We start from the raw sequence: 20,793 nt of genomic DNA, 5'->3' as shown, positions 1-20,793 counted from the left end.
TTTATATCTTGAAGAGAGGAATATCATGATTGTTCTCTCAAATATTCACAAACTCTATGATGGGACATCCGCAACAACTGAGTCTATTCACGAACGGGTAGATGTGTGGATTGATGAGGGAACCATCAAGACGGTTTCTCCACATAACCCTACTCGTCCGCAAGGATCTAATGTTCAGCGGATCGACTGCGCGTCCTTTACCGTCACCCCTGGACTTATCGACTGTCATGGGCATGTGACCCTTTGGGGAGTGGGAAATGCTGAACTGGACCGAATGAATTCCCCGGAGGCTCCGTTTTGGGCTGAACGTATCTTATATCGCACATTAGTTCAGGGAGGCGTGACGACTTTGCGGGATGTGGGTGGAGCCACCTCTGTCCTGAAGCGGCTTGTGGATCAGGGGGTGATGTTGGGTCCACGTCTCAAGTTGGCTATTTGTATGCTCTCCACCACCGGAGGGCATGCGGATTTTCGAGGGCCGGATCGTTGCTGTGGGGCGCTTTCCCGTCTGTGGCCCGCTGGTCCCGGTCGTCCGTCCAGTATCGTCGATGGACCGTGGGAATGTCGAAAGCGGGTCAGGGAGATTGCCGCCTGCGGGGGTGATCTTGTGAAAATTTGTGCCAGTCCGGGTGTGGTCTCTCCTTCCGACCATTTAGAACATCGAGATTTTACTCTTGAGGAAGTGGAAGCGATTTGTGATGAAGCGGCTGGGCGTGGGATGTATGTGGCGGCCCATGCCCATAGTTATAATGGCATCAAGTTGGCTATTCAAGCTGGAGTGAACGATATCCAACATATTTCATTTATGAATGAGGATCTTGCCGAACTCGCGTATGCGAAAGGGTGTGTGGTGACTCCGACTGCCTGGGTGGGACAGAGATTGGTTCAGTCAGAGGGATTTAATGACTTCATCCGCAGCAAAGTTCGACAGGTGGCCGAGAGCCATGCCCAGGCAGTCAAATCTGCGCAAGCCAGCGGGCTCAAACTGTTGGCTGGCACTGATCCGGTATTGCCCGATATGCATGGCCGGAATTACATGGAATTGGTGGCATTGATTGCAGAGGGCATACCGCCTCTGGCGGCATGGTTTGGAGCAACGGGGTTGGCGGCAGATCAACTTGGACAAACTGATACGGGAAGACTCGTAGAGGGGAAACGCGCTGACATTCTGGTGTGCCGGGAGGATGTGGTTGAGGACCCGTCACGCTTTGAAAATGGAGCCCTCCTGGAGGTGTTGAAAGATGGATGGGCCTATCGGAATGGACTTCCGGGTATGAGGCAACGTACATTTTCGGGCTGCGTGGACTTGGCCCTCGGATCAAGCGCTACTCCAGCACAGAATTGAAGTACAATGATTATTAGGACAATGGTTGTGTATCTGTTTTGGGTGTAGGGGCAATATCATCGCCTGTTTCAGCGACTTCTTCCATATCCACGATGAGATCGCCCTTCGGGGAATAAAACCCCTGTCCGTCGATTTGCACAATGCCATTGCAGTTTTCCTGAAAAAATTCCAGAATCCAGCCGTTAAAATCATAGCCCTCATCAGTCATATCTTTTTTCACCATTTGGGTGGTGGCGATGAAGCGAGCTGTTGAAATACATTCTCGGGCAATTTCAGCTTCGACATCATCAAAGACAGTTATACGATTGAAAAAAGAGGTTTTTTCTCCTTCAAACACGTCCTGATAGGTGCCACGGTTGCGCACGCAAAATAATTGAATGGGTTTCCTCTCACGGCTATAACCGAGGGATATATGAACCCAATCCCAATCCTCAAGGGCGGCCGGATCCATTTTGGGAATCAGCGGAACCTGATTCTTGGATTTGAGAAAGTCTAAAAGCAACTTCAGGGGTGGGCTATCTTCCCGCGTGCAAAACACCCGTGAATACGTCAGTTCTTCCTTTTCGGGAGTTTCTGATTGTTTGGGGGAGGGGAGAACAGGTAACTCTTTTGCCATGATCAATGCCTCGTGAGTGTTGTGCCAATTGCACGTATGACTAAAATAGGTAAAATGTGTATTCTCGCTACTTTACCGTGGTAAAAGCCGAGGCAGCAAGGCAGAAGAATCATTTGAAAAATTATGGTAAAAGAATATTCCCCGCACTGGGCTTGTTTTTTGTTGACAGTTTTTGAGCCATTCGGTAGACTCTGGCGCCGTTGTGACAGAGGGGAAAGGTGTTCCTGCGTTAAACTCTTTCTCCAAAATGACAGACAAGGCAATCCTTCCTTGGAATTTTAGAATCAACAAATGGTGTCTCTTACTAAACAATTCAATTGAGGAGGAAATGTGTATGGGAAAGGCCATGACAAAGTCCCAGATTGCCGATCACCTGGCTAAAAAAGCGGATGTCACCAAGAAAATTGCGACGCAAATTCTTGATGATTTTGCGGCTTTGGCTTATAAAGAAGCCAAAAATGCGTTTGTAGTACCTGGTGTTGGCAAGCTCGTACTTGCGCACCGAAAAGCCAGAATGGGCAGAAATCCCCAAACTGGAGCCGCGATTAAAATCCCAGCCAAGCGGGTAGTGAAATTCCGAGTGGCCAAAGCGGCAAAAGATGCGATCTTGGGGGTTAAAAAGTAACTGTACACTTCCCAAGGAATTATCCTGTCGGCTTTTCCCTCTCTAAGCCGGTTGGTTTAAATGAATGTAGGGGAAGGCCACACCTTTCCCATTAGAATGTCCTTCAACAGCCGAGTCCAGACATCTGGACTCGGCTGTTGTTTTATGAGGCTGAATGGGCTCTATAAAGACTCAAAGGGGATGGGACACCTTTCAGGCTGAATGTCGCAACTGCCCTTCTCCCAAAAGCTTACATCTGGGATTTTCATGATCAAGATGGTATTCAGGCCATAGAATGTTGCTACTCCTCGATCCGGTGATACCTTCCAGCTCTTTGTCAGAGAAAAAGTGCATTCTTGCCAAGGTGTGGCTCCGGGTATAGGCTTACGGCAGGAGCAAGCAAAGTGAGTCGTTGTCGGATGGATGTTTTACCGAATTTTGTCTGAGAACTGAACAATTGTCACGGGATTTTCTTTAACATCATGGCCAGCGCTGCTTCGCATCTCGGCGAAATTTTTCTGCATCGTGGGAATCTTTCAAAAGCGCATGAGTGCTATGAACAGGCTACCGAGGAGGCAAGGCAATTGGGATCTCCCAAGGCCTTGTCAGATGCATTGGGTAATCTGGGAAATGTCAGCGCCTTGTTAGAACGCTATGAGCAAGCCGAGGCCTGTTATCGAGAAGTTCTGGAAATTCAACGAACCTTGCAAGAAGCGCATGCTATCGGGGAAACACTGGTGAATTTAGGAAGCCTTAAAGCCGACAGGGGAGAGCCGGAAACGGCGCACGCATTTTATTTGGAAGCTATTGACTATTTAACCCCTTTAGGCCATGACCGGGCGTTGGGTATTTTATATAGCAATCTGGCCCTGCAGGAATTGCATTTACATCAGTCCGAACCTGCCATTCAAGCCTTTCACAGGGCTTTAGACTACCATCGCAAAGTGGGGAATGAAGACGGCTTGGCTACTACCTATGGGCAACTTGGGAAAACCTTTCTTCACCTGGGCCACCTTGAACGGGCCGAGGCCTGTCTCAATAATGCGACTGAACATTTCATCAAGCTAGGAAATACCACGGGAGAGGCAGGGGCCTTGCGTCTATTGGCTGACGTCTATCTGGAGCGAAAAGATACCATCTCAGCACTTCGCTGTCTGGAGCGTGTGGTGCAAATCGATCTGACCTATCGTCTTCCACAATATGAAGATGATCGTCAACGATTAGCCTGTTTGCGTGATTCCTAAGTGGACTTTCCTGAATAATAGTCTTCATGCTGGTGGAATTTGTTTTGCGGAAATTTCCAAGCTTTTCACGAGTCTGTAATGAGAGGTCATCACCCCATAAAGGAGTGAAAATTATTTGTTCTGGTTTTCCAATTGAACTTAGAATCCTGCCAGCACTATCCTGACTTTTTTCAACTCTGGACGCGGCTCCGGCGAAATCCTTGGCGTTAGGTTGGGCCGTAAAGTTCGGTCCAGAATTTCCAGGCCATGAGCCCGTGCCTCAAGGGCAGAACCAGCTTCTTTACGTAATCGTAGCACCGTATATTTTGCCGGATGTGTTCCCATTCCATTTGTGCATTAGGGCGTGTTCTGACACCGACCATAGAGCCTGAACAGGTCGGTGTGATAAATTGACCTCCTCCTGGGGGCCAGTATTTGGCCCCGTTCACACACAAAGGGCTCTCATTTGACTAGGAGCTAGGGCGTAAGAATGGAAAACAATCGAGAGTACATAACGTCGAAGCGAACATCCTCAGGGCAGGGCGTGAGTGTGAGCATCACCCCCGATACGGCTATGCATATGCTGTCGCAGCACGAAGTTGAGAAGCTCAGGGAAACCAGTGAGGGCGGCTTGCATGAACTGTTCAGAAGCAGTGCCCTGGCGGTTCTAACGAGTGGGAATGATACGGACGACACGAAAGCATTTTTTGCCCGCTATGCAGACTTCGACATTGCCTTGGAGCAAAGGGATCGCGGAGTGAAGCTTGAACTCATCAATGCCCCTGCCAGCGCGTTTGTGGATGGGGAAATTATTCAAGGAATTAAAGAGCATCTCTTTTCGGTGCTACGAGACATTATTTATGTCCATAACGAAATACACCACAATAAAAAATTCGATTTAACCACCTCCAATGGGATCACCAACGCGATTTTCCATATCCTACGAAATGCGGAAATCATTCATTCGGTGGAGGATCCACATTTGGTGGTGTGCTGGGGAGGCCATTCAATCAGCGAGGTCGAATATCGCTACACGAAAGAAGTCGGGCATCAACTCGGTTTACGTTCCATGGATATTTGCACGGGTTGTGGTCCAGGGGCTATGAAGGGACCGATGAAAGGAGCAACGATCGCTCACGCGAAACAACGTATTAAAAATGGTCGATATTTGGGCGTCACGGAGCCGGGTATCATTACGGCTGAAGCTCCGAATCCCATTGTAAATGAATTGGTGATTATGCCGGATATTGAAAAACGTCTTGAAGCGTTTGTTCGTGTTGGCCATGGGTTTGTCGTGTTTCCCGGCGGTGCGGGGACTTTGGAGGAAATTCTCTATCTCCTCGGTGTTCTACTACATCCTGACAATAATGAGGTGCCCTTCCCGCTTATTTTTACGGGCCCCCAAGGCAGTGCCAGCTATTTTGAAACCATTGATACCTTTATCAAGCAGACACTCGGACTTCATGCGGCGCAACGGTATCAAGTCATCATTGATGATCCTCAGCGTGGAGCCTATGAAATAACGACAGGCATACAACGTGTACGGGAATTTCGAAAACGGACACATGACGCCTTCTATTTCAACTGGCACCTGACCATCGACCATGAATTTCAAAAACCATTTGAGCCGACACATGAGTCGATGGCGAAATTGAATCTCCATGCCGACCAACCGATTCATATGTTGGCTGCGAATTTGCGTCGGGCATTTTCAGGAATTGTTGCCGGCCATGTGAAGCCACAAGTGCTCAATGCCATTGAAAAAAATGGGCCATTTAAAATTCACGGGGATTCAACGATTATGAAACTCATGGATGAACTCCTGCAATCCTTCATTAACCAACACCGGATGAAAATTGATCAACAGAATTTCAAGCCTTGTTATGAAATTATCGCCTAGTCCTCGGATGGCATCTTTTGTTTTCGAGAATAGCGCTCTCCCCCCATCTCTTTAATTGAAGTTGGGCTTTCCGCTTTCCCGCAAATACCAAATTGTAGAATTCTACCCAACATCATCTTCATGGTTTTTCGCAATTGTCAGCTTAATCTTGCCTTTTAATATTCCGGCGCTTGTAGACGTGATTTTTTGCAACAAGGCATCGAGCATGGTCCCCCGGTCTTAGTATTCCCTTTGACCTGTATAGACTCTTCCTTGGATTTCCCCTTGCCAATTAAAGAATCAAATTAAAGGTGCTCCCTCTACAAAAGCAAAAAGACGAAGTCAATGGATAAGATATTGACTCTTCATGCCATTACATACAATCTCAAATGTAGGTCTTCCTCGTTTATTCTCAATAGAGTGTAGGCATATGGTTCGTATACGTAGGGTCTTCCCTACGCTATGTCTGGAAAAAGCAGGATATGCGAAAAGGAAGTCCTAGGGCCGGATTCTGCGCTTATGCCTTATGTTATGCCCTGTAGGTTGGTACTTCTGTGCCTTGTGCGGACATTTTGGCCTGGCTTTTGCGTGACAAGTAAAATAGGGATGAAAAATACCGTCATGAAAAAGATTACGTTGGCCCGATTCTATCCATGTCGATCCTAAAGGAGATTCAAATTTTCTGGACTTATTGCTTGAGTTTGCACCGTGGCCGTTTCGGAAAAAAACATGTAGGTTTCCTTGGTCTCAGCTTGCTGAGGAATATTAATTTTAATTTAAAAAGGGAGAAATGGTATGAAATCCATAGCAATGAGGTTACAGAAATTGGGTGTGCTGCTAGTGGTCCCGAGTGTCCTTGGATTGGGATTTCTTTCTGTCGCGAATGCGCAAAATGTTAATTCCCAGTCACAGGGAGTTGAATCTCAACCTGCGCAGAAAGAATTGATTGAGCCGAATCTCCAACCTTTTGCTGGGGCTTACAAGGAAATCTCCCAGATTCATTCGACATACAAAGAGCGAATTATGCAAGCAGATGACCCAAGCAAAACGGAATCTCTCCAACAAGAGGCTAACGAAAAGATGAGCCAGGCTGTCACGGATCATGGCCTGACCATTTCGGACTACAATGCTATTTTTCAATCAATTCAAAATGACCCGGCCCTCAAGGAAGAATTCATGACGGTACTGAATCGAACACAGTAAATGAATTACTCATCCCCACCCTCACGCTTTATGGAAGGAATGGAATCTTTATTAAAAAACGGAAACCGTTTTTTCATGTGGTTAAATGATGGGAAGGGGAGACCACTTATATGGGAGGAACAGATGGCAGTAATGGAGCAAGTGGTTGGAAGAGCAGCAATTTTAATTTTACTACTACTTGTCATCGGTGGGTGTTCTAATGCAACCACTGACACCGCTTCCGAAGAGCCTAAGGCTAATCAGTCGGGATTTACTGCAAGCGTATCCGGCTCTGTTGATGGAGAAGTATCCGGGGCTGGTGTCGCTACGTACCTTCCCCCGAAAGAGCGAGATCCAGTAACCGGGAGTCGTCCCGGTTACTTTTTGGTGGCGAACCTTAATTCAGATGGGACGGAGGAAAGAGAATTTCTTTTTATCTTCCGAATCCCTGATAAGGCAGAGCCTGGCGATTATGACCTGGTGACGCCCAATCCTTTGAATGTGGGTGAAAACTTTGATGTGCAGGTCGAAATGGTGGAAAAAGGAGAATCCATTTCCTACCAAACCAATACCGTGGGAACCATCACTTTAGAAAATTTTGCTCCTGAACGTACTGATTTAGGAAATAGTAATATTACCGGAACATTTCAATTTGTCACCGAGAATAGTGAAGGGGACCAGATTTCAGCCACTGGCACATTTGATTTTCCCTTGGGAAGAAAAATGGTATCTCAGGGTTCAGGCTATTCCGTGAAGGAAGTGTTCAGGGGATGAAAGAAAACTTCATAATAGCCTGTTAAAATAGTGTGGAGACCTGAGGGCGATCCTGATCTCAAATCTATTTCTGGTGGACGTTCTCCAAAGCGAGAGGAGGATTGCGTTCGATCCACAGAATGTTAAGTTACTAAATTCTTCCGTGATCTCCCGCGTTCTTTGCCATTTGTTTAATAAAAATTTCTCGTTGTGATCGATCTCTCCTATCCGAGGTTCCTATCCGCTTCATCCCTAGATTTTTTTTGATCATTTTGGCACAGTTTCCCCAGCAATGCCTCATGCCTTCCTTGGAAAAGTAAATGGCATCTGAATCATTCTATGGTTCTGTTTTTAATCCCATGTAGGTTCAGTCCATAAGGAATTCAAATATATGCCAAAGATTATTCCTGATCCAACTGTAGAGGTGGTGTTACCTCCAAATTTCAATCATGAATATTTTGCCGAGGCCAGCCAGCATCCGTTCCGGTTTAAGGCTCGAAGGTTTCAACTGGTGAATGCCTGGTGGTTGGCCGAGGCGGCCTTGTTGGCATATGCCGAGAATGAATTTGCGATTCCTCAATACTCAAAGGTGGGCTTAAACGTGGAAGGCAATCAGCCCTTTAGCCGTGGTGGAAGTACCCAATGCTATGTGGCTCACAATCAGGATGTTGTGATAGTGGCCTTTCGCGGCACGCAGGTGCCGAAGCCGGTGGCAGGGAAACTTCCTGGTGAGATTTGGCGTCAGGTAGTAAAAGATCTGTGGACGGACGGGAAATTCCGTTTAGTCGTATCTGGTCAAGGTGGGTCTGTGCATGAAGGCTTTAAAATGGCGTTGGACGAAGTGTGGGAACCCCTCAAGTCATATTTAGATGGATTGAAAGAGGAAAAGCCGACTCGAACATTTTGGTTTACCGGCCATAGCCTTGGCGCGGCTCTGGCAACATTAGCTGCTGACCGCTATGGGAATGTGCAAGGGCTCTATACCTTTGGATCTCCGCTGGTAGGGGATGAGGGTTTTGCCAGAGATTTCTATGTGGGTGGATATCGGTTTGTGAACAATAACGATGTGGTTGCTCGGATACCACTCTGGGGTCCAAGTGCGATGAACCTGATGAAGTGGGGTCGCTATGAACATGTCGGTCTCCTCAAATACATCGATGAAGCTGGCATGCTTTTCGATAACCCCTCCATGTTGGAAAGGCTACAACATGGTGTGGGAGGGCAGGTTCAACTCCTTCGCCAGTTGATGAACCAATGGGCCAATGGAGACTTTGGGGCCATACCCATTGATTGTTTCAATGATCACGCTCCCCTGTATTATGCCCTTCGTATTTGGAATTGTTATGAGCAGGAACTCCAAGGTGTCTAGGAGTAGATTTCCCCCAGGTTTCCAATGTGAATGCGGTATCTGTGACTTCATTCCATCATGGGAAGCCACCCTTATCCCCCTCTCTTCGCAACGACAAATCAGTATCTAAGCCAGGTAGCTGAGGCCAAATCCGTCCATCGGGCCGGGAACAGCCTGACCGTTCCGGAAATCCTGGGAAAAATAGCATGGAAGCCGATGGGAAATTCCGGTTTGGACACGGTATTTCTGACGTGTTTCCCCACTGCACTTTTGTGCCAGGAAGGGTTGGCTTTCTCGTAGAATGCTGAAAATGCTGAAGAAAAAGACCTTCTTGCCTCAATTGCTCAGAGCCAGGTCCATATTTCAGTCAAAATTTTCCGTTCCCTTCTACTGGAATTGGCTATCTTCTTCCCTTCTCTTGTGCTAGTTTGAATGAACTTAACGCCTAGGGCTTGGCGATGAGCAATCAAATTACCAAAGCCCGTAACCGGTGTTGTTTTGCCCGAGAGATAACTCGAAAGTGTCTGTCCACTGTCGCATGAATGCAGCGTCCGCGGCCTACTCCTTCTCCAGGTTTTACCCTTTCTCGAGCCTAAGACAATATCATTTTTCAAAAGGAGGACCCCCATGGGTTCAAAATTGTATGTAGGTGGTTTGCCGTATTCCGCGACTCAAGCAGAATTAACCGACTTGTTTTCGGCACACGGCACCGTCGAGTCAGCCAATGTCATCAGCGACAAGTTCACCGGCCAATCGCGCGGGTTCGGATTTGTCGAAATGTCTTCGGGAGAGGAAGCGCAAGCCGCGATTTCAGCCCTGAACTCTACCGAGTTTGGTGGCCGCACTTTGACGGTCAACGAAGCTAAACCCCAAGCTCCACGCACGGGTGGTGGAGGGTATGGTGGCGGCGGTGGAGATTTTGGCGGAGATAAACGTCGTAGCCGGTTCTAACCAGAACACCAATACGTTTCAGAAAAGGGAGAGGTCAATGAGACCTCTCCCTTTTTTTGTAAAAATTCAGCAGTTGCAAGGTATGGTCAATATAAGTCAAATGGGCATTAATTGGACCTGTGGAGAATGCAGCGTCCAGAGCGGATATATAGCCTAACATCTTGCCATTTGTTATACACGACAGGGCTTGGCGGAGCACGCAGTCGTGTTATTGTTTTCCGACTCAGGGCACATCGGATTGATTCTCAACGCGTTAAAGGACGGACCGAGTGCATGGATCTGAACTGAATGAAGAGTTGATACATACCAGTTAGAGCCAGGGTAGTCATAATCCCGCCAATGACCTTGCAAAAACGGCTGCGCCTGCGAACAATGTCACATCGCCACAGTCTGTCAAATTAGGGTCATGACTTCCTTCCCACCAAAAATTCCACCGGTGTCTGTCCTCCCGTACGCCTTTGCGATCTTTCTGAGTGCCTTTCTGCTGTTTCAAGTAGAGCCCATCATCGCCCGCTATATTCTTCCCTGGTTTGGTGGCACCCCGGCGGTCTGGACCACGTGCATGCTCTTCTTCCAGGTCTTTCTTCTGGGTGGGTATGGCTATGCCCATCTTCTCGCAAGCCACCTCTCCCCTCGGCATCAGGCGCTGGTTCACCTCGGTCTGGTGGTATGTTCCCTGGTCTTTCTCCCTATCACCCCAGATGATGTATGGAAGCCGGATGTGACACAGGACCCCATGCTGGCGATTATTCTTCTCCTCATGGTGACGATTGGGGTGCCGTTTCTCCTCATCTCGGCTTCTGGCCCTCTCCTGCAACATTGGTTCAACCGAGTCCATCCCACTGTGGCACCCTATCGGCTTTTCGCCTTATCCAATCTGGGCTCTCTCTTGGGATTGGTCTCCTATCCGTTTTTTATCGAGCCGCAACTGGGGTTGCGAATGCAGACCCTCTTCTGGTCGGCCGGGTACGGACTGTACGCGGTCATGTGTACCTGGGGGGCCTTACCGCTGTTTCGATTCCCCCTGAGAAGCGAATCCTCCGAAAATCCTGAGTATCGAAAAGACAAAAAGGCGCGTCTGCCGGAGAGTTTCCTGATCCTCTCCCTAGCAGCTTGCGGATCAGTGGTCCTCCTAGCAACCACGAATCAGATTTGTCGGGATATTGCGGTCATCCCGTTTCTTTGGGTTCTCCCGCTGGGTCTCTACCTTATCTCCTTCATTCTGTGTTTTGATCACCCGCGATGGTACGACCGACGGATCTGGGTGCCCGTGTTGCTGGTATTGCTCTCCGCAGTCGTCTACCTGCTGCACCAGGAATATGCGGAGACGGAGGTCATTGTCTATATCCAAATTTTCATCTATTCGGCCGTCCTCTTTGCCTGCTGCATGGTGTGCCATGGCGAACTGGTTCGCTTGAGGCCTCCCGCCAGATTTCTCACATCCTTTTATCTCATGGTCGCGTTGGGAGGAGCCTTGGGGGGGGTGTTTGTCAACCTGGTCGCACCTGTTCTCTTTAAAGGATACTGGGAATTTCATTTTGGGCTGGTGGCCACGATGATGCTCCTGGCAATCTGCCTGTTTCGGACGAGGGATCCGCTCAGATCACCACGCATTCTCTGGTCAGAAAGGGTTTTTTTGGTTGGGGGAATTGCCACGCTTGCAGGTTTTCTGGCCATGCATATTCAGGAGGAGCAAGCGAGCACCATCCTGACAACGCGTAATTTTTATGGTGTTCTGCGAGTGAAGGAGACGGACAGAGGGACGGAGTCCGCCAGCCGTTTCCTCTATCATGGTCGCATCAACCATGGCAGGCAATTCCTAACTCCCCGTCGGCACTTGTACCCGACTGCCTATTACGGGCCGTTCAGTGGAATCAGCTTGGCCATCAACCGTCATCCCCGACAACTGGGGTTGAACACACTCGAGGACAGGAAAGGGCAAGGGGGGTTGCGCGTCGGGAATATCGGGTTGGGGGTTGGCACCACCGCAGTGTATTCCCGGCCTGGTGATATCTATCGATTTTATGAAATCAATCCTGACGTGGATCGAATGGCCAGGGAGTACTTCACGTATCTCAAAAACGCCCAGGGAGCCCAGCAGGTTGTCCTTGGAGATGGACGAATTTCTCTCGAGCGAGAATTGGGGAACAAGCATCGACAGCAGTTCGACATCTTAGCGGTAGATGCCTTCAGTGGCGACGGCATTCCTGTGCATCTCCTCACGAGAGAGGCGTTTGCTCTGTACTGGGAGCATCTACGACCTGACGGGATCCTCGCCCTCCATATCACAAACCTTCACTTTGACTTCAGCCCCGTAGTCCGGGCCCTGGCCCGAGAGTCAGGTAAGCAGGCCCTGTGGATCAAGGACATGGCTGATCATGGGAAAGGGAATAGCTATAGTGATTGGGTTCTGGTCACGAACAACCAGGCATTTTTGGATGACTTCTTCGTCAACATCCGGATCGTACCCTGGCGATCTCTCGAAGAAATTATCTGGACAGACGACTACAGCAATCTCTTTCAAGTGGTGGCCCCATGACCTGTCCTCTGGTGTGATTGCCTGCGTGGTTCGTGAAGGCGGGTGTCTGACCATGTCTCAGAGCATGCTTCACTGATCCTTCCGCAAAGTCGTTGCAGGTGCGAAAGGAAAGCTTCTCTAGGCTACCTAGTACATTAGGTCCAATGTGAGCTATCGCAATCTTTTGGAGATGATGGACATCGGGAGTGCCCCATTGATGATTTACGGTGTTTCGAGCGTTTTATTGACCAACGTTACAAAATTTAAAAAATTGTATGGTTTGCTCAGCACGGCTAGGGCTCCTGCCTCATTTGCCCGTTGGGACATTTCGTCGGTGATGTTTCCCGAATACAGAATAAAAGGGATGGAGCTGAACTGAGGATTGGCTTTTGTGTGGAGGAGAAAGTCCATCCCTGTCATGATGGGCATGAAGTTATCGGAAACGATGAGATCCACACTCGGTCCTTGATCCAACCTGACCAGAGCGGCGGCTCCATGCTCGGCTTCATCACAGGCATACCCATGGTGCTCAAGAAAAAGCTTCATGGCTTTCCTGGCCATTTCATGATCATCTACAAGGAGGATGCGTTTCATGATGGAAAACCTATTCCAGAAAGGTTAGGTGCGTTCAATCCTTAGTGAAGGAAACACCAGCAGCTCCCAGATCGAAACGCGTTTTACCGGAACCGATCTACTGTAGTCTCTTCTTTCAAAAATTTCAAAGGAGGCGTGAGGAGGGGGTGATAGCTTTTTCCCACAGAGACTTCCCCAGAGCGGAGCGATACTGTCCCAACCCGGCCGCCAAGTGTGTTGAAATTTTGAGGATTTCAGCTCAACTTAGAAATGGTATATCGGTATCTACCTAGGCGGCTCTTTTGTCGATCCTCAAAAAAGTCCAGGGCGTGGTTGAAAAATTGATACTCAGACTTTCCTGCCTTTCAAAAAAGTGAAAAGTTCCTAATCACAGTTGCGCTGCAAAAGGGTAATCCAGGTCGACTGTATGGCGGTGTGGTAACGAAGGACAGCATGCCCCGTGGCCACATGAAGATTGCCTCTTCGGCATTTTTTAACAAAAGCGGAATGAAAATAATCGAAATCCTTAAGATGAATTAACCGGAAGCAACTAAAGCCAGGTCCTGGTTAGGGAGGAGAGTAGTGGGGAATTTTAGTTTGACGAAAATTCATATGAACTGAGGTAACCCTGTTTTCATGGTTTCAGAGGGATTGACGAACAGGCTTAGTTTATATTAATAATAACAATCAATATCAATTTTTAGGTTTACAGGACCATTCTTCGGATCGCGATGGCTACTTCTTTCTATTGAAAAATTTAAATGACATACAACACCAGCGGCGCTGGTTCGAATGAGAGGCTAGAGATCCGAGAGACCAAAGCCCAATGATGCAACTGCACATTGGGCTTTTTTAATGGATAAAACAAGAAGATTCCACGTGTAACGGATTTCATTTTATGGGATTGCGAAAATTTGTGGATCAGCGCTACCAAGGGGTGACAGTGGTTTTGGGGTTGAAAAAGTGCACCAGATTGAAGGACTTTCTGCCATAAATAGGAAGATCATGGATATGATGCAATTACAGGTGGCTCAAATGTTTGATCAGCATAGGCAAGAGGTGAAGCGTTTTCTCATCAGTCGTGTCTCTTGTGAGGCGACTGCTGCGGATCTAACCCAGGAAACCTTCCTTCGCTTATCTCAATTATCAGATCTTCAGTCGATTCGTAACATTCGATCCTACCTTTTTCGGATTGCTGCCAATTTGGCGACGGATCATCTCCGAACGCAAATACGATGGAAAATGGCATCCTCCGAAGAGGAGCCTCTCCTGCTTGAGAAAGCGGATACCTCATCCACGCCGGAATCGGTTCTGGTAGCAAAAGAAGAATTGAGGATTGTCCTTCAAGCTATTCAGGAATTGTCGCCGTTGTGTCGGGAAATTTTTTTGTTGAATCGATATGAAGGTTTTGCGCATCGTGAAATCGCGAATCGGTTGAATATCTGTATGAGTACTGTCGAAAAAAATATCGCCCGTGCACTCAATCAATGCCGTCGCCGACTGAACGAGGCAGCGGAATCCTCCCAAAAGCTCTAGCCGTTTTTTCAGAACCTCTCCCTTTTAACATCAGGGGCTACTGAATTCCCTCGTGTCCCTGGTATTTATCGGGCCACCCGCATAATTTTTCTAATAAACTGTAGGGTCTGATTGGATCTGGCGCAGTCCTCCTCCCCTTCATTCAATCTCCCTGTGTGGGAAAACAAAAAAAGTAAGATGGAGTCATTCATGTGTGGACCATCCGGTTTTTGTCGATTGAATCGTTCTTATAGTGAATTTCTTGAACGGCACAGGGTATTATCCGATGCACAATATTCAACAGGTTGGGAGGAGGGAACTGTCAGATGTCGGACGCTGATTGCCCGGACAGCGAACAAGAGCGTCTGGAAGCCGAAGCTGTGACGTGGATGGTCCGCCTCACATCGGGGGAGACGACTGAAGCCGACCGTCGTGCGGCGAATTCGTGGTGCCGGAAAAGTGTGGCGCATCAGCGAGCCATGGAGAAGGCGTTCCGAATTTGGAATGGTATGGAAGGATTGCGAGACTCACTAATCATTCCGGACAGATCCGGGGAAGTCCGCGGACAGACTCAGCGGACAATTCGGCACCCTCTTTTCCCATCAGCATATTTTTACAGGCAAGACTGGTGGGTTTGGAAAGTGATCGTCGCCGCTATTGCGGTATTGGCTCTTTCCTATACTTTTCAATCCGATTTCCTGATTGACTGGAGGGCGGATTATTCCACCGGAACGGGAGAGCAAGCCACATGGGAATTTATAGACGGCAGTATTGTCCAATTAAACACACATACTGCGTTGAATATTGCCTATTCCCAGAAGGTGCGGCGTGTGGATCTGCTGCAAGGGGAAGCAGCGTTCCGCGTCGCCAAGGATCTCTCACGGCCATTTATTGTGCAAGCCGACCAAGGAACGATTCGCGCGGTTGGGACTGAATTCTTCGTCTATAAGTTGGATCGCTCTGTCCTTGTGACGGTGGTAGAAGGTGTCGTCGATGTGACGGTTCCGCCAGGGCATGAAAGGCCCAGCTCCTCCGCACGTCTGAAATCCGGTCAAAGTATTCAATTTGGAACCAACTCCGGATTGAGTGAAGTGAAAGACGTAGATTTAGGCATAGCCACAGCCTGGCAGCGTGGAAGACTTATTTTTGAGGCTGCCCCCTTGACTGAGGTGGTGGAAGAGATCAATCGTTACCGGTCTGGACACATCGTTATTCTCAACGACACCCTTCGAGAACATTTGGTCAGCGGTGTATTCGATCTTGATAGTTTAGATTCCGCTGTGACCACGATTGAGCGGACATTGCCTATTGCCTCGCTGCATCTCACTGATCGATTAATTGTCCTCCAGTAAAATTCCTTACTTGTCCTAACCCCTTTCACTCAACAAACCTTCCTGCGGAAAAAAGACATTTGTTCGCCTTTTGCGGGGAGGGATCGCTCCTGCGAAATTTTTGCATTTTGTCTGTCTGGGTTTTTTCTGCTGAACCGTCTTGTGAAGTAGGCATGTTCAAGGGTGGCTGACCTTCTTTGTCGTAAGTGCTCACTTTGAAATCGAATTTCCTAAAGAAAATCGATGCTTTCCTCATGAGCCGCGCTTGGCCAGCAACCTGAAGAGTTAGCGGCATGGCCCATCATTTTTTGCTTTATATATACCATACCTCATTCACATGATGATTTAGGAAGGAAGTGAAACGATGTCAAAAACCAGTGTAGGAGCACAAAGACACAAAGCAAGGGAGTTCAGGCGAAAGCGAGTGTCAGGATGGTTGATGGGACTGACCTTGGTGATCCTCCCACTCTTGGGAAATTTGACGAACGCTGTATCCGCGCAAGAGTCAGTTCGGTTCGACATTCCTTCGCAAGCTCTGAATACCGCACTGACAGCCTTTGCGGAACAAAGTTCATGGCAATTATTCTATAGCACGGAAATCGCCGAAGGTCTGCAGAGCAAGGCCCTGTCGGGTGCGCATGAACCGGAATCCGCCCTGAAGCATTTACTGTCAGGGACAGGTCTCGAATATCGCATAACTGGTCCTCAGATCGTGAGGATTAGCAAAGGGGGGAATTCTGCAGTCTTGCCCCCTGTGCCTCTGGCGGATACTTCCGTACAACAATCCTCCCAAAGCGTGAATGGTCAAACATCCCAGCCCATGACAGTGAAGGTGCCGGAGGTGGTGGTGAAGGATGTTCGTGATCGTCCGTACACCACCGAAGATGTGTCAAGTGCCTCGAGAATTCCTGTTCCTGTTCAGGAGATGCCCCGGTCGGTTGAAACGGTGACGAAGGAGGTGATCGAAGACCAGAAGGTCATTCGTATGAACGAGGCGCTTCGAAATGCGAGTGGTACCTATCAATCCAGTACACAAGGCGGTCAGGGCGGCACCTTCACGATACGGGGTTTTGCATCCGATCTGAATATATTCAAGAACGGCTTCCGGGACGACAGCACATTTAGTTCACGAGCTCAACGCGACATCATTAACCTTGAGAGCATTGAAGTGGTGAAGGGGCCCCCGTCCTATCTCTACGGGCGGTCCGATCCGGGCGGTGTGATCAATCAAATTACGAAAGCCCCTTTGAAGAACGCCTACTATTCCGGCGAGATGATTGGCGGTAGTTACGAACTCTATCGTCCGACGGTAGAACTTGGAGGGCCGCTGAACCAGAGCAAGACGTTGTCCTATCGGTTCAATGGCATGTTCGAATCGGCCGAGAGTTATCGGGAGGGAGTCAAGTCAAAACGCGCATTTCTCGCACCGACGTTCGGCTGGGACATCGGCCCACGGACATCGTTCCGGCTTGAGGGTGAATATCTCTATAATAAAGCGCCTATCGATCGAGGGTTGGTGGCCATCGGTGACGGAGTCGCGCCGATTTCTATCAAGAGTTTCCTCGGCGATCCCACAAGGAAAGATGAGACGAATAGTGGAAAGGTCACCGCGACAGTTCTGCACGAATTCAATGATATGTTCACCTGGCGCACTGCGTTCAGAGGGTCCTGGACCAAAAGCCGTTACGACTCCCTGGAGTCCTGGTTTTTGGTCGGTCCTGAAAGTGATGGAATTCTCGATCTGGCGCGATTTAAGATTCCGACGAACGTTTCAAGTAACTATATGCAAAACGAAGTCCACGGCAAATTCTCAACCGGTTCAATTAAGCATAAGACCCTTCTTGGCATCGAACTGGGCCGAGAGCACTCCAGGGCAAAAACCTCCACAGATTTCGGTGGCGATACAACCACACCGGGAGGATTCAGCTACATTAATATCTTCGATACATCTGACAAGCAGTTCGTAGACATTCCCCTTACTGAAATCAGCGATACCAGGCAAACCAACTACGTTTTCGGTGCCTATTTCGGGGATCAAATCAGCCTCTTGGACAACCTCCATATCCATGGAGGCGGTCGGTTCGATATCTTTGAACAGAAACTCACCAACCGCCCAAATGATTTTGATCCCGACACGAACAAGGATAAACAGACCAAACACAGATTCAGCCCGTCGGTGGGGATAACGTACCAGCCGTGGAAGCCCATGGCCATCTACGCCAATTACACGGAGTCCTTCGTACCCCAAGCAGTCGGATCAAGAGGCATCGACGGAAAACTTTTTAATCCCGAGCGTGGAAAAGCATGGGAAGGTGGTTTCAAATTTCAGTTGTTTGACAACAAATTGCGGACCACCATGGCGGTGTTTCAAATCGACAAAACGAATGTGTTGACGGCCGATCCGGCCAACGGATTCGCGTTTTCCAAGGCAACCGGCAAACAGCGCAGCAGAGGGTTCGAACTCGATGTGGCCGGGACGATATTGCCTGGGTGGGAGATTATTGCCAACTATGCGTATACCGATACGCGTGTCCGCAAAGATGTCATGTTTCGTGAGGGGAGTCGAGTCTCCAACGTCCCTTATAACCAAGGCAGCATATGGACAACCTACTTTTTCCAAGAAGGCGTGGTGAAGGGCTTCGGGGCCGGAATCGGTATGTATGCGCAAGGCGAACGGAATGGTGTCTTCGAATGTGAGGATCCGGCCAATTGCCAGGCGCCGTTCAAGATGAAGGGCTTTGTCAGAATGGATGCGGCATTGTATTACCGTAAGCCGAATTTTTCCCAAGGAACTAATTTGCTGGCTGCGGTGAACTTTACGAATCTTCTGGATCAACGGTACATGACCGGCAGTCAGAATTTTAGGGAAATCGTCTACACGGGTGCGCCTTTAACCGTGATTGGCTCTCTCAAATTTGAGTTTTTCTGAGAATTTGGAAATTAGATAAGATTTTTCGACGCTCAAATTTCAGAAAACGTGGGATCCTGAGAAATGGACGGCGGTATGACATAACTTACGCAGTGGTCTGCATGGAGGAGGGCCGACCTGATTTGGCACCTGATGTTTGAGCAGGGTTTTACGATTTCGTACAAAGGGTGTCCGATCCTTTCGTGTGAATAAGTACTGGAATTGCCAGACTCCGTGGGCTAATTTACGGAAAGGCCTAAAACTGATTATTAGATTTCGACCTACGTCGAAAGGATCTGCATGACAGATTGGGTGCAAGGACCTACATAACCACACTCCGACGCTTCTGTGAGGACGGGTTCATGGATTCGACCTGCATTGATGCCAAACAATCCTTGTGGCCTTGAGAGGATGAAAAGGAATTCGAATTGCGTGGAGAAGTTGCGACGATGAAAGTGCCTGAACCTCATTGTCCTGGAATTGTCTGAAAGTTTGGGAATCGGTGCATTGATGCGTTAGTGTTCCTACCGCATTAGATGGTCTCTGCCCCTTGACCGGCGGGAATATGGTCGCAGTAGATCTTTCCCAATTTAATGGAAAATGGATCACAAGGTGCTGTCCGTTCGGTGTTGTAGTGGCCCGACAATTTGGGTCGTAACAATCTCGCCTGATGCTCATTTTCTGAACTTGGGAATTGTCGACCCGGTTGTAATTTGCAGGAAAGATGGTGGGAGTGTATGCCTTGTTCTTTTCCTTCTCAACGGAAGAAATCTACCTTCGGATCGTTCATGCCGGACGAGGTCCTCTTTGGAAGAACCTTCTGGAATAAAGTAGTGGAGGAAGGGCCAATGAATGCAAGATTTATCCTGTTCACAGCCAGATCGGGACAGGTGTCCGGAACGTTTCTGATGACCGTCTTCCTCGTGTTGTGTTGTTGGGGCGCTATTGCTCTGGCAGATACTCCGGGCCCGGGAGCGACGGAGAAAGATGACAAATTTCGGCGCGATCGCGAAGCCATCCTTGCGATGGCGGGTAATTACCGTGTGACGTTCGATTTCAGAGAGACGGTTTCGTTTGTCGAGGGATATCAGCTCAAAAAGCCGTATGAGGTCGATGGCTATGAAATCGTTCGCGTGATCCGCGACAACGGTGAATTCATTAGCCTTCAACACATTCTCGTCGTTGATGGGATTTGGGAAGACCAAATGCCCATCAAGCATTGGCGGCAGGATTGGATCTATGAACCGACACAACAGTTTGAGTATGTCGGCCGTAATATCTGGCAAATCCGCCAGCTGGATGAGGCCGAACGCCGAGGGAACTGGGCCCAGCTCGTGTACCAGGTTGATGATAGCCCCAGGTATGCCGCAGTTGCGGCATGGACACACCGCCACGGGGAGTCCGCATGGACGTCCCCTCCGACCTGGCGCCCCCTTCCACGGCGTGAACGGACCAAGCGGGACGATTATGATGTTCTGATTTCCGTGAATCGTCAGGCGTTAACTCCGAACGGGTGGGTACATGAACAAGACAGTTCGAAAATCATCCTACGGACCGACCCGAAAATTCTGGCTAGAGAGATGGGTGTGAACACCTATACGTCGTCGGATGCGTTTAAAATTCAGGTTGCCGAAGACTATTGGAACGAAACCAGGGAGTTTTGGGCGGAGGTCAGGGATGAATGGAGCAAGATTCAACAGGAATTGGAGGCCTTCAGCGTGGAATCTCATGGACAATCCGGAAAACTCTATAATCAAATTCTGCGTTTGGCCAAGGACGCGAGGGAAGGAAATCTGGCCATGAAGACTGCCGCGAGGCGCGCACGGATCCTCATTCGCGATTCGACGACGAACGAGGTCTCTGTGCGCAATTTACGGGCGGAGGTTCAGGGTCAGAAAGCAAACAACTAACCCTGATCGAGGGCGCGTGATTCCCTTGTGGCTGTGGTCATTCTCAACATGCCTGGTAAATGGATATAGCCGGGATTTTTATCAGATATTTTCCAAGTTTATCCTCCGGTCGGAGGGTTCCCTTCAAGGCATTGGCT

The 20,793-nt window shown here is 48.9% G+C and carries 15 protein-coding genes; 13 read left to right on the top strand and 2 right to left on the bottom strand.

Going from position 1 to position 20,793, the window contains the following annotated elements; translation table 11 throughout:
- Positions 1–25 precede the first annotated feature (25 nt).
- Positions 26–1,345, top strand: a complete 1,320-nt coding sequence (locus tag ACWHYD_RS19385) for an amidohydrolase family protein (RefSeq protein WP_447963652.1) — start codon at positions 26–28, stop codon at positions 1,343–1,345.
- A gap of 13 nt (positions 1,346–1,358) precedes the next feature.
- On the opposite strand, the gene ACWHYD_RS19380 is transcribed toward ACWHYD_RS19385, so the two are convergent.
- Positions 1,359–1,961: a hypothetical protein gene (locus ACWHYD_RS19380; RefSeq protein ID WP_447963651.1), complete on the bottom strand. Its 603-nt coding sequence runs from the start codon at positions 1,959–1,961 to the stop codon at positions 1,359–1,361.
- Positions 1,962–2,295: 334 nt separating this feature from the next.
- Between ACWHYD_RS19380 and ACWHYD_RS19375 the strand changes: the two genes are divergently transcribed.
- From ACWHYD_RS19375 to ACWHYD_RS19340, 8 genes are all read left to right on the top strand, one after another.
- Positions 2,296–2,586 (top strand): HU family DNA-binding protein, encoded by a 291-nt coding sequence (locus tag ACWHYD_RS19375; RefSeq protein WP_342349094.1) that lies wholly within the window; start codon positions 2,296–2,298, stop codon positions 2,584–2,586.
- Between the two features lie 461 nt (positions 2,587–3,047).
- The gene (locus ACWHYD_RS19370) at positions 3,048–3,809 is read left to right on the top strand and encodes a tetratricopeptide repeat protein (RefSeq protein ID WP_447963650.1); all 762 of its coding nucleotides are present in this window, start codon (positions 3,048–3,050) and stop codon (positions 3,807–3,809) included.
- Between the two features lie 469 nt (positions 3,810–4,278).
- Positions 4,279–5,688, top strand: coding sequence for a nucleotide 5'-monophosphate nucleosidase PpnN (ppnN, locus tag ACWHYD_RS19365; protein ID WP_447963649.1), 1,410 nt, complete (start codon positions 4,279–4,281; stop codon positions 5,686–5,688).
- A gap of 774 nt (positions 5,689–6,462) precedes the next feature.
- Positions 6,463–6,870, top strand: coding sequence for a DUF4168 domain-containing protein (locus ACWHYD_RS19360; RefSeq protein WP_447963648.1), 408 nt, complete (start codon positions 6,463–6,465; stop codon positions 6,868–6,870).
- A gap of 39 nt (positions 6,871–6,909) precedes the next feature.
- The gene (locus ACWHYD_RS19355; RefSeq protein WP_447963647.1) at positions 6,910–7,623 is read left to right on the top strand and encodes a hypothetical protein; all 714 of its coding nucleotides are present in this window, start codon (positions 6,910–6,912) and stop codon (positions 7,621–7,623) included.
- Between the two features lie 370 nt (positions 7,624–7,993).
- A complete protein-coding gene (locus tag ACWHYD_RS19350) occupies positions 7,994–8,971 on the top strand; it encodes a lipase family protein (protein WP_447963646.1) in 978 nt (325 codons plus the stop codon).
- A gap of 606 nt (positions 8,972–9,577) precedes the next feature.
- Entirely contained in the window at positions 9,578–9,901 is a 324-nt protein-coding gene (locus ACWHYD_RS19345; protein ID WP_312645020.1) for an RNA recognition motif domain-containing protein, read from the top strand.
- Between the two features lie 406 nt (positions 9,902–10,307).
- Complete coding sequence (locus ACWHYD_RS19340) at positions 10,308–12,440, top strand: spermidine synthase (RefSeq protein WP_447963645.1); 2,133 nt, start codon at positions 10,308–10,310, stop codon at positions 12,438–12,440.
- Positions 12,441–12,641: 201 nt separating this feature from the next.
- Here the strand turns inward: ACWHYD_RS19340 and ACWHYD_RS19335 are convergent, their stop codons facing one another.
- The gene (locus tag ACWHYD_RS19335; protein ID WP_447963644.1) at positions 12,642–13,013 is read right to left on the bottom strand and encodes a response regulator; all 372 of its coding nucleotides are present in this window, start codon (positions 13,011–13,013) and stop codon (positions 12,642–12,644) included.
- 984 nt (positions 13,014–13,997) lie between these two features.
- Between ACWHYD_RS19335 and ACWHYD_RS19330 the strand changes: the two genes are divergently transcribed.
- The 4 genes from ACWHYD_RS19330 to ACWHYD_RS19315 all read left to right on the top strand — a co-directional run bounded on the left by ACWHYD_RS19330 (position 13,998) and on the right by ACWHYD_RS19315 (position 20,656).
- Positions 13,998–14,528 carry an RNA polymerase sigma factor gene (locus ACWHYD_RS19330; RefSeq protein WP_447963643.1) on the top strand — a complete coding sequence of 177 codons (531 nt, stop codon included), beginning with the start codon at positions 13,998–14,000 and terminating at the stop codon, positions 14,526–14,528.
- 305 nt (positions 14,529–14,833) lie between these two features.
- Positions 14,834–15,859 carry a FecR family protein gene (locus ACWHYD_RS19325; RefSeq protein ID WP_447963642.1) on the top strand — a complete coding sequence of 342 codons (1,026 nt, stop codon included), beginning with the start codon at positions 14,834–14,836 and terminating at the stop codon, positions 15,857–15,859.
- Between the two features lie 343 nt (positions 15,860–16,202).
- A complete protein-coding gene (locus tag ACWHYD_RS19320; protein WP_447963641.1) occupies positions 16,203–18,767 on the top strand; it encodes a TonB-dependent siderophore receptor in 2,565 nt (854 codons plus the stop codon).
- 827 nt (positions 18,768–19,594) lie between these two features.
- Positions 19,595–20,656: a DUF6607 family protein gene (locus ACWHYD_RS19315; protein WP_447963640.1), complete on the top strand. Its 1,062-nt coding sequence runs from the start codon at positions 19,595–19,597 to the stop codon at positions 20,654–20,656.
- Positions 20,657–20,793: the final 137 nt, after the last annotated feature.

The sequence above is a fragment of the Nitrospira sp. Ecomares 2.1 genome, assembly GCF_965152585.1.
Note: the sequence above shows the minus strand (reverse complement) of the source record. Positions and strands in the feature narration are given on the sequence as shown.

Excerpts from the sequence above, each read along its gene's own strand:
- ACWHYD_RS19385 (WP_447963652.1), top strand. The coding sequence starts at position 26 with ATGATTGTTCTCTCAAATATTCACAAACTCTATGATGGGACATCCGCA.
- ACWHYD_RS19380 (WP_447963651.1), bottom strand. The coding sequence starts at position 1,961 with ATGGCAAAAGAGTTACCTGTTCTCCCCTCCCCCAAACAATCAGAAACT.
- ACWHYD_RS19375 (WP_342349094.1), top strand. The coding sequence starts at position 2,296 with ATGGGAAAGGCCATGACAAAGTCCCAGATTGCCGATCACCTGGCTAAA.
- ACWHYD_RS19370 (WP_447963650.1), top strand. The coding sequence starts at position 3,048 with ATGGCCAGCGCTGCTTCGCATCTCGGCGAAATTTTTCTGCATCGTGGG.
- ppnN (WP_447963649.1), top strand. The coding sequence starts at position 4,279 with ATGGAAAACAATCGAGAGTACATAACGTCGAAGCGAACATCCTCAGGG.
- ACWHYD_RS19360 (WP_447963648.1), top strand. The coding sequence starts at position 6,463 with ATGAAATCCATAGCAATGAGGTTACAGAAATTGGGTGTGCTGCTAGTG.
- ACWHYD_RS19355 (WP_447963647.1), top strand. The coding sequence starts at position 6,910 with ATGGAATCTTTATTAAAAAACGGAAACCGTTTTTTCATGTGGTTAAAT.
- ACWHYD_RS19350 (WP_447963646.1), top strand. The coding sequence starts at position 7,994 with ATGCCAAAGATTATTCCTGATCCAACTGTAGAGGTGGTGTTACCTCCA.
- ACWHYD_RS19345 (WP_312645020.1), top strand. The coding sequence starts at position 9,578 with ATGGGTTCAAAATTGTATGTAGGTGGTTTGCCGTATTCCGCGACTCAA.
- ACWHYD_RS19340 (WP_447963645.1), top strand. The coding sequence starts at position 10,308 with ATGACTTCCTTCCCACCAAAAATTCCACCGGTGTCTGTCCTCCCGTAC.
- ACWHYD_RS19335 (WP_447963644.1), bottom strand. The coding sequence starts at position 13,013 with ATGAAACGCATCCTCCTTGTAGATGATCATGAAATGGCCAGGAAAGCC.
- ACWHYD_RS19330 (WP_447963643.1), top strand. The coding sequence starts at position 13,998 with ATGGATATGATGCAATTACAGGTGGCTCAAATGTTTGATCAGCATAGG.
- ACWHYD_RS19325 (WP_447963642.1), top strand. The coding sequence starts at position 14,834 with ATGTCGGACGCTGATTGCCCGGACAGCGAACAAGAGCGTCTGGAAGCC.
- ACWHYD_RS19320 (WP_447963641.1), top strand. The coding sequence starts at position 16,203 with ATGTCAAAAACCAGTGTAGGAGCACAAAGACACAAAGCAAGGGAGTTC.
- ACWHYD_RS19315 (WP_447963640.1), top strand. The coding sequence starts at position 19,595 with ATGAATGCAAGATTTATCCTGTTCACAGCCAGATCGGGACAGGTGTCC.